Consider the following 13,364-nt stretch of genomic DNA (forward strand, 5'->3'; position numbering starts at 1 on the left):
GAGATCCGGACAAGCGACCGGAGGGTGCAGACAAAGGCATGAAAGCCGTCACAGGATAGGATCACAGCGTGGCACAGGACGACGACAAGATCGAAGGACGCCTGCACGGCGAACAGTTTGAACCGGAATCGCCCGACAACCTGCTCATGCGGTTGATCTTCATGCTGTTGATTGCCGTGATGATCTCGTTGGCGCAAACCGTGCTGGGCGCGGTCACGGTGATCCAGTTCATTATCATGTTGATCAACAATAAGGAGCCGAACGAGCGGTTGGCCGATTTTGGCACTGACCTCGGCATCTGGATTGCCAAGGCGGCGCGTTATCAGACCGCCGCCAGCAACGTCAAACCCTGGCCTTGGACAGACCTGGACTAGGCTGCTTTCTCTGCATCGTCACCTGATGTCGACCGCCCGTTTTCCGGCGAGTTCAGCGTCGACCATGTGTCATCGCGCGGTGGTTCGGGTGGGGTTTCGCACGCGCGGCGGTGGATGTTCACCTTGGCAATGAAATTGGCCGAAATCGGCGCCGTCACAAACAGGAACGACATGATCAACAGCTCGTGCAAAGATGTCTGACCAAAAGTGAACGAGTGGATCATTGAGGCGAGCAACAGCATGCCAATGCCGATGGTGCCCACCTTGGTGGGGGCATGCAGGCGCGTCATGGGGTCGTTGAATTTCAGCAGGCCGATAACGCCCACGGTAACAAAGCCCGCCCCGATCAACAGGCAGATTGCGACCGCATAGGTTCCGATAATTTCACCACTCATTCGATGATGTCCCCCCGCAGTATAAAGCGCGCCAGCGCCACGGTGGACACAAAACCCAGCATGGCAATCAACAGCGACACCTCAAAATAAATCTGAACGCCCTGGTAAATGCCCAACAGAACAACCAGCCCCAGCGCGTTGATCACCATCGTGTCCAGCGCAAGAATACGGTCGCCAGTGGTCGGCCCCAGGGTGAGGCGCACCATTGACAGGATCTGACCCGCCGCAAGGGCGACAAAGGCGATGATCATCGCAACATCGAGGAAGCCGGTAGCAGCGGTCATGCGAAGATCTCCTTCAGGCGGGCCTCATAGCGGGTCTTGATCTCGTCGCGCACGGCGTCCGGGTCATCGGTGTGCAGCACATGCACCAACAGGCTGTGCCCCTCATCTGACAAATCCGCCGAAACAGTGCCCGGCGTCAGGGTGATCGTGCCCGCCAGTACGGTGATCGCTTCGGGCTGGATCAGCTCAAGCGGCACCACGATCCAGGCCGGTTTGAGTTTGGCGTTGGGCACCGTCAGCACAATCCACGCCACTTCGATATTGGCCAGGATGATGTCGTAGAGCACGATGAGGCTATAGCGGACCATCCGCCACACGTGGAACGATTGCGGCGTGTCAGGCCACCAGATCGACGTGCTCCACGGGATGATGATGCCAAGGATTATGCCAAAGACAACCATGCCCGCCGACACTTCGTTCTGGAGCATCGTCCAGACGATGGCGAGCAGGATGGTCAGAAACGGGTGCGGCAAAAGCCAGCGAAATGCGCGTTCCATGTCAGTACCCCTCCTTTGGTGTACTCAGCTTACCAGGGGTGCCGACCACAGTTTCGATATAGGGTTCCGGCGCGAAAAGTTGCGCCGCCATGGTCGTGGTGTAGCCATGCACGACACCGGCAAAGACGGTGTGTGCCGCCAGAAGGGCCACAAGGCCCCCAACCGCCACATAGGACATGACCGAAGGGCGATCGAGCTGCGGCGCATCCTCGTCCACCGTCACGCCATGAGCCTTCCAGAACAGAATGCTGCCTGCGCGCGCAAACCCCAGAATGCTGATCAGGCTTGAGCCCAACACAATCACCCAGATCCAGGCCATCGCGCTGCTGTCATAGGCAGCCTCCAACACCAGCAGCTTGCCGATAAAGCCCGACAGGGGCGGCAAACCCGCCATGGCGATGGCGCCCACGAAAAACAGGGCTGCCGTCAATGCGGCCCCCGCCGCAGGCGCTTGGGCTGTCAGATGCAGGTTCCCCCGCCCGGTGCGCACCAGATCAGAGATCAAAAAGAGCGCAGCACCCGCCAGGGTCGAATGCACGATATAGTATAGCGCCGCAGCAATACTTGCGGGCGTAAAGAGCGAGATGGACACCATCACCATCCCCATCGACCCAATGACCGAAAAGGTAATCAACCTGTCCAGCTTTTTCGCGGCCAACACGCCAATCATGCCGATAGCAAGCGACACCAAGGCTGCGGGCAACAGCCAAACGTCATGAAGGCCTGCCGTGACTTCAACATCCGGTGGGAAGATCATCGTATACACCCGGATGATCGCATACGCGCCCACCTTGGTCATGATCGCAAAGAGGGCCGCGACTGGCGCAGGCGCCTCGGCATAGCTGCTGGGCAGCCAGAAGTGCAATGGCACCAATGCAGCCTTGATAGCAAAGACCAAGAGCAGCAGCACAGCCGCCACACGGATACCAACAGTTGCGTCCGGTCCGATCAGGTCGACCCGGTTGGCCAGATCCGCCATATTCAGCGTCCCCGCCTCGGCATAGATCGATCCAAGCGCAAACAGGAACAGGGTCGAGCCGATCAGGTTAAAGAGCACATATTGCACCCCTGCCCTGAGCCGCGCATCACCGCCCGCATGGATCATCAACCCATAGGACGCGATCAACAGTACTTCGAAGAACACAAAGAGGTTGAAAAGGTCGCCCGTCAGAAACGCCCCCATGATCCCCATCAGCTGGAACTGGAACAGTGCATGGAAGTGCCGCCCGCGGTCATCCCAGCCTGAGCCAATGGCGTAAAGCAGCACAAAGAGCGCCAACACCGCCGTGAGCAGCACCATCATGGTCGACAACCGGTCCCCCACCAGCACGATGCCAAAGGGGGCCGCCCAATCGCCCAATTGATAAAGCAGCACAGTGCCGTCAGAGGTCTGCCAGGCCAGTCCAGCCGCCGTCGCGATCAGCGCCAGAACGCCGACAACCGAAAACACCCGCTGGATGCCGATGTGATAGCGTGCCGCCAGCACGATGAAGGGGGCCAGCAAGGCCGGCAGAATAACGGGGGCAACGATCCAATGGGTCATGACCGGCCCTCCGCCTGCGTATCGTCTTGGGGCTGGTCATCCACGTGATCGTCGTCCGAACCAAGGTAGGCCCCAAGTGCGATCATCACGACTACCGCTGTCATCCCAAAGGAAATCACGATGGCCGTCAGCACCAGAGCCTGCGGCAGTGGGTCGGCGTAACTTTCCATACTGTCGCGCAGCACTGGCGGCGCGCCTACGGTCAAACGCCCCGAGGCAAAGAGGAATACGTTCACCGCATAGGTCAGCAGCGAGATACCCATTATCACCGGGAACGTGCGCAGACGCAGAACCAGATACAGGCCGCCCGCAGTCAGGATGCCAATGGCAGATGCAACAAGCAATTCCATGTCACACGCCCTCCTTTGCGGATCCGGCCCCTTCGGGCGCTAAGTCTCTGGATGGGTCAATATCCATAGGGTGGTCGGTGTCGGGCGTGTGGGCCCGACGCGCCAGCCGCGAAAAGCTTTCCAGCGACAACATCACAGCGCCCACAACAGCCAGGAACACGCCAACGTCAAAGAGCGCCGCGGTGGCCAGCTCAAACTTCTCGAAGGGCGGGATGCGCACATATGTAAAGTCAGAGGTCAGGAAGGGCTTGCCCACGAACCACGACCCGATACCGGTCAAACCCGCCACCAGAACGCCCGCACCAATCACCCCGTGATAGGGATATTTGAGACGCGCAGAGGCCCAGGAAAAACCGCTGGCCATGTACTGCATCACAACGCCGATGGACACGATGAGGCCCGCAATGAACCCGCCGCCCGGCTCATTGTGGCCGCGCAGGAAGATGTAGAAACCAACCATCAGAACCACAGGCATGATCACACGCGTCAGCACCACCATCATCATCGGGTGCATATCGCCGGCACGCGGCTGATCCGGCAAACGGTTTAACAGACGCGCCCGCACCGGCCCGCTCAGCAATGTTTCGGTCAGCGCATAGATCAGCAGGGCCGCAATACCCAACACGATGATTTCGCCGTAGGTGTCAAAGCCCCGGAAATCCACAAGGATCACGTTGACGACATTGGTGCCGCCCCCACCCTTGTAGGAATTGGCCAGATGGAATTCTGAGATCGGCGTCGTGACCGCGTCGCGCAGCAAATAGTGATAGGCCAGCCCAAAGGTGGCAAGGCCCCCGGCAATGGCCACGGCCGTGTCGCGGACACGCCGCAAGACAGTGCTTTCCACGGGCGTCGTTTTGGGCAGGAAGTTCAGCGCCAAAAGCAGCAGGATAATCGTGACCACTTCAACCGTGAATTGGGTCATGGCAAGGTCAGGTGCGCTGAAGAACACAAAACCGATGGAAACCATCAGGCCCACAATCCCAATCAGGATCAGTGACAACAGGCGGTTGCGATGCATGAACACCAACCCAACCGTGGCCGCCGCCAGCATCGCCCAACCGGCAATAGCCACGGGTCCCGCCGCCTGCATCTCGCGCGTGGCGGGGCCGACGGTGCCCGTGCTCCAAGCATGATAACCGGCAGCAATGATCGCAACGGCTCCGATCGCCGCATAGCGCGAGAACGCACCATTGTGCAGCGGCAGGATCACAGCTTGGGCCGCTTTTGCCACCGACTCGACAATTGCTTCAAAGATCACCTTCGCATCAGGCCGCGGTGCCGCGTCCCACAGGCGCAGCGCCGGGTTGAACACGGCCAGCAACACCAGCCCGCCAATCACTGCCGCAACCGACATGAAAAGCGCCGGCACCAGACCATGCCAGATCTTGAAATAGGCCTTGGGCACGTCTGCCACATCCCCCAGCACCGAGGCGGTGACGAGTTTCACAAATGGCTCGGCCAGAAACGGGGCAACACCGATCACAACGACCAACACCACCAGGATCGAGGGCGGCAACCACAGCCCGGCAGGCGGGTCATGCGGCTTGGCCGGGTAATCACCGCGCACGGGGCCAAAGAACACGTGACCGATCAAGCGGAAACAGTAGGCCGCCGAGAACAGCGACCCAAAGGTTGCGAGCGCAGGCACCAGCCATGGAATTCCAAAGAGGGTCGTGTGCGTCGCCTCCTCCAGCATCATTTCCTTCGACAAGAAACCGTTGAGGAAGGGGATACCGGCCATCGACAGGGCCGCGATCGTCGCAATCACAAAAGTGATCGGCATCAGCTTACGCAATCCGCCCAAGCGTCGGATGTCACGCGTGTGCGCCTCGTGATCAATGATGCCTGCGGACATAAACAAGGCGGCCTTGAACGTCGCGTGATTGAGGATGTGGAACATCGCGGCCATTGCGCCAAAGGCGGTGCCGGTGCCCAAGAGCATTGTGATCAGGCCCAAGTGACTGACGGTCGAAAAGGCCAAGAGCGCCTTGAGGTCGTGTTTATAGAGCGCAATGACTGCCCCAATGACCATCGTGATCAGCCCCGCCGTGGTCACGATCACAACCCATTCGGTGGTGCCCGACAACACAGGCCACATACGCGCCATCAGAAAAATGCCCGCCTTCACCATGGTGGCAGAGTGCAGATAGGCCGACACAGGCGTGGGGGCCGCCATCGCGTGGGGCAGCCAGAAATGGAACGGGAACTGCGCCGACTTGGTAAAGCAGCCCAGCAGGATGAGGATCAGGGCGGGCACGTAAAGCGGATCGGCCTGGATAAGGTCGCGGTTCTGCAGGATGACGCTTAGGTCATAGCTGCCCACGATCTGGCCCAGGATCAGCATGCCGCCGATCATCGCGAGGCCCCCCATCCCGGTCACGGTCAGGGCCATCCGGGCGCCTTGGCGGCCTTCGGGCAGATGCTTCCAATAGCCAATCAACAGGAAAGAGGATAGCGAGGTCAGTTCCCAGAAGATCAACAAAAGCAATATATTATCGGACAGAACGATCCCGACCATCGCGCCTTGGAACAGCAGCAGATAGGTAAAGAACTGCCCCATATTGTCTTCGCGGCTCAGGTAGTGACGCCCATAAGCGATGATCAACAACCCGATCCCGAGGATCAGCAACGCAAAGAAAAAGCCCAGCCCGTCCAGCATCAGAGTAAAATTCAATCCCAGCACCGGCATCCAATCGACGCGCGCCATGACAACGTCACCCGCTAAAACTGTGGGCAAGTTGGTCAGCAACCCGATAAAGGCCGCAAGCGACACGGTGAAGGTGATCCCCGCAGTGGCGGACCGGCCGGCGGCATTCATCAATCCGGGCAACAACGCGCCAAAGAACGGAAGGGCAACGATAAAGAAGAGGGACACGGGCGCTCCTGATCCGATAGTTAAGTGCTGATCCTGTAACTGCGCCGCAGCCGAAAAAGCTCAAGTAATTTCGACTGATTTAGTCGAGTATTCGCACATTTCCAAGGGTACGCGGCAGCGTGTCCGGGGTCCAGTGCGCTTTTTTCAGGGGCATCTGGTCGCACTCCGGGGCGGTCCTACCCAATAGTGAGTATTTCTTTTGGCCAAAAATGTCTCAGGGTGCGACGCCGGACTTCCGTCGCCGCCAGAGTGCAGGTGCGACTACGACAGTCCGCGCGGCGCTCGCAGATGCGCAATGCCCTTCTGCTCGACAAAACTTGTCGTCGCCTCCCAAAGGTGATCGCCATAGGACACAGGCTCAAAATCACCGCCCACCCCGGGCAGCGGCGCAATCACCGCATCAACGCCGGGCTCATAGAAAAAAGGGATCGAAAAGCGGCGCGTACCTTGACCGATCACGCGGTGCACCGTCGCCTTGATCGCGCCACCGGTCCAGCGATGCAGCAGTTTGCCAAAATTGACGGCCAACGCGCCCTCGTGGGGCGGGACCATGGCCCAATCCTCTCCCACCTGCGCCTGCAACCCCTCGACGCCGTCTTGGGCCAACAAGGTAACAAAACCACTGTCCACATGGGCCTTGCCCAGCAAATATCGCGTCTCGCCCGCATATTGCACCTCAAGCGATGCGCGGTCCGCGCCAAAGCTTTCGGGCGTGCGCGGCGGATAATGGATCAACCGCAAGGTCGAGCTTTCCTGTGCGAAGGCGGCATCAAACTGGTTTTCAGGCAAGTCCAGACCACGCGCAAAAGATCGCATCAATGCCTGACCGGTGCGCGACATTGCACCATAATAAGTGCGCACTGCCGCGCGCCATTCGGGAAGGTCCGGCAGCGGCGTATGTTCGGTCAGCGGATCTGTGGGGTCAACCGGGCGGCTCGGGTCGTTCAGGTCCGCACCTATGTCGATCCCTTCCTTATAGGTCGGATGACCATCCTGTAGCGGAAACCACCCGCGATAAACGTTGCTGTTCTCAGGCGCAAAACTCTGCCGCGTCAACGCACGTTTTGCTCCATCCTCCAGATCAAAGATTGACAACATCCGCTTGCGCAGATCGGGATCAAGGCAGTTGTCCGGCAAACCGGTGATGGTCAGAAACCCGAAATCGCTGGCCGCTGACATGATCGCTGCATCAACGGCATCGCGCGCGGCAGACGGCCCTGCAAAGAGGGGTGTAATATCAATCTGCGGCAATGCAGCTTTGGTCATGACGGCCTCTGAAACGCATCATCGAACGCCTATCCGCGCCCTTGCTCCGTCACTTTAAAACGGCAAGTCCCGCGCGCAAGAAGTTTTAGGTGATCACGTCCGGCGTCGTGCGGCCAATCTTGGCCTCCATATCACAGATCGCCTGCGCCGCTGCGCGAACATCAGCGAGTGCCACTTGGGTGTCGAGATCGCGCGCGCCATCCATGCCGGAATATTGTTCGAGATACAGGCGTAGCGTCGCGCCTTGGGTGCCAGTGCCCGACAAACGGAACACAGCCCGTCCGCCACCTTCAAAACGGATGCGTACGCCCTGATTCTGGCTGACTGACCCATCCACCGGGTCGTGATAGGAAAACTCGTCCGCCGCAGCGACCGTCATATTGCCGAAGCTTTGCCCCAGAAGATCATCAAATTGCCCACGCAGATGTGCCATCAGCGTATTGGCCGCGTCGGTCGGCACAGCCTCGTAATCATAACGCGAGTAGTAGTCGCGCCCGTAATCCTGCCAGTGTTGGGCCACGATGTCGGCCACCGATCGTTTGCGCGCCGCCAAGATATTCAGCCAGAGCAGAACAGCCCAAAGCCCGTCTTTCTCCCGCACGTGGTCCGACCCGGTTCCGGCGCTTTCCTCGCCACAGATCGTGACCTTGCCAGCATCCAGCAGATTGCCAAAGAATTTCCAGCCCGTGGGCGTTTCAAAGCTGCCAATGCCAAGCTTCGCGGCGACCCGGTCGCTGGCCGGACTTGTGGGCATGGACCGCGCAATGCCCGCCAACCCATCGCGATAGGCCGGCGCCAGATGCGCGTTTGCCGCCAGAATGGCAAGGCTGTCGGACGGCGTGACATAGGCACCACGCCCCACAATCATGTTGCGGTCCCCGTCCCCGTCGGAGGCGGCCCCAAGATCAGGGGCCTTGTCCGACATCATCAGATCCATCAGTTCCTTGGCCCAGATCGGATTGGGATCAGGATGGCCTTTGCCGAAATCCTCCAAGGGGACACCGTTGACGACTGTGCCCTTGGCCGCGCCCAACGTCCCCTCCAGGATCGCCTTGGCATAGGGGCCCGTGACTGCATGCATAGCGTCAAAGCACATGGTAAACCCACCGGCGAAAAGCGCGCGGATCGCGTCGAAATCAAACAACTCCGCCATGAGGGCCTGATAGCTCTCAACCGGATCAACGACCCGGATCGCCATCTCGCCCAATGTCACATCACCAACGGTGCCAAGGTCCACATCCGGCGCTGTCACAGTCTTGTAGGCGCTGATGCTCTGGGTTGCTTCGAACATCTTGGCCGTCAGCCCTTCGGGCGCAGGCCCGCCATTAGCCGCGTTGAACTTGACGCCGAAATCCTCGTCAATGCCACCGGGATTGTGGCTGGCCGACAGGATGAAACCGCCGTCTGCGCCATTCAGCCGGATCAGATGCGAGGCGGCAGGCGTCGACAGAATGCCGTTCTGCCCGACGATGACCTGCGCCACGCCGTTGCCCGCGCTCATGCGCAAAATCGTCTGGATCGCATCCTTGTTGAAATAGCGCCCGTCACCTCCCACGATCAGGGTCTTGCCGTCCCCGCCGCCGATGGCGTCAAAGGTCGCCTGAATGAAATTTTCGAGGAAACGGGGCTCCATGAACACCCGCGTTTTTTTGCGCAGGCCGGACGTGCCGGGCATCTGGCCCTCGATCGGGGTCGTCTCAATGGTCTCAATCTGCATCTGCGGTTCCCTTCCCTTGGCCGGAGCGTCCGGCGTCTTTCATGATCTGAGCCGTGGCGCGCAGGCGGGCATCCTGTCCCAGATCACCAACGGCAACGCGGTATTTGCGTCGCCAGTTGGGGTGTTCGTCAATTGTGCCAGGCAGGTTCTGCGCCTCGACATTGCTCAGCATGTCGTCCAGTTGGACGGCGACCATGCTGGCATTCGAGCGGGCGAGACGGCCGTGAACCTGCGTCGCAAAATCAGCGCCCTGGCCGAGTGCTGCCACGTCTTCCGTCCGCTTTTGGCGAAGCGCTGTTGCTGCCGTTTCATCGACCCATTCCAGAGTTCGCCACCAATCAATGTCGCGCCCGGTTTCAAAGCCCATGACAGTCGGCGTATCATGGGTTGCAAAGCACGACAGCACCTGATGGGCGCTGTTTTCGGGCGCCGGAAAAGCGCCGGTATGATCTTGTTCATATTGCAGCACAGAATAGCCATAGAACCCATGGGCCTGCATCGTCTCGCGGAATCCATCGGGCACAAGGCCCAGATCCTCGCCGATCACGGCGCAATTGTTCCGCTCGGCCTCGATCTTGATCACGGCGATCAGCGCCTCAAAGGGTTGTCGGATATAACCACCCGGGCTGCCATCATCGGGCAGCCAAAAACTGCGATTAAGGCCCAGAACGTGGTCAATCCGAATAACGCCTGCATGCTGCATCGTGCGCGCAATGATGCGGCGCAGAGGGGCATATCGCTGCGCCCTGAGCTTGAGAGGCGAAAACGCGGCCAAATCCCAGTTCTGGCCACCGGGGCTGAGGTGATCAGGGGGCGCACCAAGGGACACGCCCTGCGCAATGGCATCTTGTTCGCAGCGGCTTTCGGCACCGTCACGACGCGGGCCGACCGCCAGATCAAGATACAGCCCCAGCGCCATGCCCGCCTCTTGCGCCCGGGCCTGTGCAGCACCCACTTGCGCATCGGCCACCCATTGCAGCCAACTGTGAAAAGTGACGCGCACCGGGTCAGGCGCGCCGCGATCCGCAGGCCACGTGGGCCAATCCGGCCCGTGTACGTCGCTCAACGCCTCAAAGGACGCAAACTCTTGCAACTCAGCGCCGCCATGATCGACGAATGCCGCAAAATCTAACTTGGCCGCGTTGGTTGCTTTGCTCTGAAACCGGACAAATACCGCCTCAAGCGCCTTGTTGTGCGCATCCTTGTGGGTCGCATATTGGATCGTCTCGCTCTTGCGGGTTGCGGCAAATCCCGCAGTCTTTCGCCCAGTCTTCAGACCGGGAATACGGTCGAGGGCGATATAGCTTGTGTTCAGAAATCCGCGATGGGAAGGCGAATAAGGGCTGATGGCCGCGCGATTGGCATAGCCCATGGCGTGGACAGGGTTCACGCCCACAAAATCCGCACCATGCGCCGCGGCGACCTCGGCCGTCTGCGCCATATCCTCAAAATCGCCCAGTCCAGAGCCGCGCTCCGAACGCAGGCCATAAAGGGCAAAGTTCAGCCCCCAAAGGCGTCCCTTGCCCGCCACTTCCTCAATCGACGGCAGGCGCGCGGGGGCGGCAATCACGGTCACTTCCTCGGTCCGGCCAGAGGCGTGGGCCGTCAGCACATAAATACCCGAAGGCAACGGCGGCAGGGTGATGTGGTCGGCAGGCGCCCCTTCGGCAACAACTGCATCGTCCTGATCGTCGTACAAGGTCCAGGTAGCCCCAAGGCCGAACTGCAATGGCGCAGTTGTGCCACTTTCGATGATGATCTCTTCCGGAAACCAACGCGCATCGCGAAAGTAGGCTCGCGTCGCCAACTCGTCGCGGATCGCGTCGTCGCTGGACACATCAATGCCATTGGCCGCCAGGATCGCACGCTGTGTGGCCTGCGATGTGGGGCGTTCGTGGCCTTGCAGATCATAGAAATGAGGCAGGATGCCACAGATGTCGGCCAGCTCGTTCAAATTGTCGGTGATGCTCATTGCGGCACCTCTTGGGGGGTAAGAACAAAGGCGCTGACCGATTGGGCGGCGACCTCGGCGGTGCCCTGCATGGGCGCGCAGGCCAAGCCGCTTGTGTCGATGCCGCGTTGCCAGCCTTGCCCCTCCGGCGGATCGGGAAGGATTACCACGTCATCTACGTCACTGCGGTTGAACACAACAAAAACCACGTCATCGTCAGGCGCGTAGCCCGGTGCCTCGGCTGAGCAGCGCAGCGTCACGCACAAGTTCGCCAACCCCGGATCACGCCATTCCAAAGCTTCGCCCTTGAAATCGGTCCATCGCACGTCCGGGTGCCCATCACGGGGCCGAATGGCGGCGTGCAAAAACCGGCTTTGGCGCAAGGCAGGATGAGCTTGACGAAAGGCGGACAGCTTTTGGACAAAACGCTGCAACTCTGCATCCGCCTTGTCCCAGTTTACCCAGCCAATCTCGTTATCCTGGCAATAGGCGTTGTTGTTGCCTGCCTGCGAATTGCCAAACTCGTCCCCCGCCAGCAGCATGGGTGTGCCTTGCGACACGAACATTGTGGCCAGCATATTGCGCTGGCGGCGGTCACGTTTGGCCTGAATGGCGGGCTCGTCGGTTTCGCCCTCGACGCCGCAATTATCGCTGTAATTCGAATGGTGGCCGTCGCGGTTGTTTTCGGTATTGGCCTCGTTGTGGCGGCGGGCATAGCGGGTCGTGTCAGCCAGCGTAAACCCGTCATGCGAGGCAATGAAATTCAACGACGCCGTACTGCATCGCCCGGCCCTGTCAAACAAGTCTGCCGAGCCCAAAAGCCGCGCACCCAGTTCCTGCGCACTGTGCGCGTCGCCCCGCCAATACCGGCGCACCGTATCGCGGTAGCTGTCATTCCACTCGGCAAATTCATGAGGGTATTGCCCCAAACGGTAGCCGCCAGGGCCAATGTCCCAAGGCTCCGCGATCATCCGAACGCCTGCCAACACCGGATCTTGACGCAGCGCGTCAAAGAACCCGCCCTTGGGATCAAACCCGTGATCCTCGCGCCCCAATGTCGTGGCCAGATCAAAGCGGAAGCCATCGACCCCCATGCATTCCACCCAATACCGCAGGCTGTCCATCACCATGCGCAACACGTAAGGGTGCGCCACGTTCAGCGTGTTGCCGCACCCCGTGTCATTCACGTAATATCGCGGTTGGCCTGCCGAAAGACGATAGTAAGAGGCATTGTCGAGGCCCCTGAAGCAAAGAGTTGGACCACGCTGATCGCCTTCGGCGGTGTGGTTGTAGACCACGTCAAGAATGACTTCGATCCCAGCCGCATGGAACCGATCCACCATGCGGCGAAAGCCCATCATGCCATCGGGGCCAAAATAGCGCGGTTCGGGTGTGAAGAACCCGATGGAGTTATAGCCCCAATAATTGCGCAGTCCCCGCTCAACCAGAAATTTGTCGTCCACAAAGGCATGGATGGGCAGCAGTTCAATCGCTTGCACGCCCAGTTTTGTCAGATGATCCAGCATGGTGTCACTGGCCAGACCGTCATATGTGCCTTGCACCTCTTCTGGCACTTTCGGATGCACTTTGGTCAGGCCTTTTGGATGTGCCTCGTAGATCAGGTCACGATCGCTCGGCCGATGCTGACCTGCCTGTAAACCGTCAAAAAGCGCTGGATCAGACACAACCGACTTGGGCACAAAGGGTGCGGAATCGCGCGCATCAAAAGACAAGTCCGCCGCCGAGGACGCCCCGTCATATCCAAGCGTGGCGGGATGGGTCACAAAACTGCCGTGCATCTCGCGGGTGTATGGATCCATAAGCAACTTGTTGGGGTTGAACCGGTGGCCATGTTCCGGCGCGTATTGCCCATGGGCGCGGTATCCATAAAGCGTACCGACGGGAAGCCCCTCAATATGGCCGTGCCAAACGGGCCCCGTGCGTTCGGGCAACGCGATCCGAGCAACCTCGCGCGTCCCATCGCTTGAGAACAGGCACAACTCGACCTTGTCCGCATTTTCGGAAAAGACAGCAAAGTTCACGCCAGCGCCATCGTGATGGGCGCCCAGCCGCGTCGGGCTACCGCTGCTCAGGGAAAAGTCGGTCATG

The 13,364-nt window shown here is 59.9% G+C and carries 11 protein-coding genes; 1 reads left to right on the plus strand and 10 read right to left on the minus strand.

Annotated elements, in window-relative coordinates:
- Nucleotides 1–68: 68 nt before the first annotated feature.
- Nucleotides 69–374 (plus strand): DUF4389 domain-containing protein, encoded by a 306-nt coding sequence (locus tag Q1A44_RS19975; protein WP_299628784.1) that lies wholly within the window; start codon nucleotides 69–71, stop codon nucleotides 372–374.
- Here the strand turns inward: Q1A44_RS19975 and mnhG are convergent.
- The 10 genes from mnhG to glgX form a co-directional block, all read right to left on the minus strand.
- The gene (gene mnhG / locus Q1A44_RS19980; protein ID WP_299628786.1) at nucleotides 371–769 is read right to left on the minus strand and encodes a monovalent cation/H(+) antiporter subunit G; all 399 of its coding nucleotides are present in this window, start codon (nucleotides 767–769) and stop codon (nucleotides 371–373) included. The two genes, Q1A44_RS19975 and mnhG, sit on opposite strands and share 4 nt — an antisense overlap.
- Nucleotides 766–1,053: a K+/H+ antiporter subunit F gene (locus Q1A44_RS19985; RefSeq protein WP_299628788.1), complete on the minus strand. Its 288-nt coding sequence runs from the start codon at nucleotides 1,051–1,053 to the stop codon at nucleotides 766–768. Before Q1A44_RS19985 ends, mnhG begins: the two co-directional genes overlap by 4 nt.
- On the minus strand, nucleotides 1,050–1,550 hold the full coding sequence (locus tag Q1A44_RS19990; RefSeq protein ID WP_299628790.1) for a Na+/H+ antiporter subunit E: 501 nt from the start codon (nucleotides 1,548–1,550) through the stop codon (nucleotides 1,050–1,052). The genes Q1A44_RS19985 and Q1A44_RS19990 overlap by 4 nt, the downstream gene beginning before the upstream one ends.
- Nucleotide 1,551: 1 nt before the next feature.
- The gene (locus Q1A44_RS19995) at nucleotides 1,552–3,093 is read right to left on the minus strand and encodes a monovalent cation/H+ antiporter subunit D (RefSeq protein ID WP_299628792.1); all 1,542 of its coding nucleotides are present in this window, start codon (nucleotides 3,091–3,093) and stop codon (nucleotides 1,552–1,554) included.
- The gene (locus Q1A44_RS20000) at nucleotides 3,090–3,443 is read right to left on the minus strand and encodes a Na+/H+ antiporter subunit C (RefSeq protein WP_299628794.1); all 354 of its coding nucleotides are present in this window, start codon (nucleotides 3,441–3,443) and stop codon (nucleotides 3,090–3,092) included. The genes Q1A44_RS19995 and Q1A44_RS20000 overlap by 4 nt, the downstream gene beginning before the upstream one ends.
- A 1-nt stretch (nucleotide 3,444) precedes the next feature.
- Entirely contained in the window at nucleotides 3,445–6,321 is a 2,877-nt protein-coding gene (locus Q1A44_RS20005; protein ID WP_299628796.1) for a monovalent cation/H+ antiporter subunit A, read from the minus strand.
- A gap of 261 nt (nucleotides 6,322–6,582) precedes the next feature.
- Nucleotides 6,583–7,587, minus strand: coding sequence for a 2OG-Fe(II) oxygenase family protein (locus Q1A44_RS20010; protein WP_299628798.1), 1,005 nt, complete (start codon nucleotides 7,585–7,587; stop codon nucleotides 6,583–6,585).
- Nucleotides 7,588–7,672: 85 nt separating this feature from the next.
- Entirely contained in the window at nucleotides 7,673–9,304 is a 1,632-nt protein-coding gene (locus tag Q1A44_RS20015) for an alpha-D-glucose phosphate-specific phosphoglucomutase (RefSeq protein ID WP_299628800.1), read from the minus strand.
- Nucleotides 9,294–11,276 (minus strand): 4-alpha-glucanotransferase, encoded by a 1,983-nt coding sequence (gene malQ / locus Q1A44_RS20020; protein ID WP_299628802.1) that lies wholly within the window; start codon nucleotides 11,274–11,276, stop codon nucleotides 9,294–9,296. Before malQ ends, Q1A44_RS20015 begins: the two co-directional genes overlap by 11 nt.
- On the minus strand, nucleotides 11,273–13,363 hold the full coding sequence (gene glgX / locus Q1A44_RS20025; RefSeq protein ID WP_299628804.1) for a glycogen debranching protein GlgX: 2,091 nt from the start codon (nucleotides 13,361–13,363) through the stop codon (nucleotides 11,273–11,275). The genes malQ and glgX overlap by 4 nt, the downstream gene beginning before the upstream one ends.
- Nucleotide 13,364: the final 1 nt, after the last annotated feature.

The sequence above is a fragment of the uncultured Tateyamaria sp. genome, assembly GCF_947503705.1.
In the GTDB taxonomy this organism is placed as follows: domain Bacteria; phylum Pseudomonadota; class Alphaproteobacteria; order Rhodobacterales; family Rhodobacteraceae; genus Tateyamaria.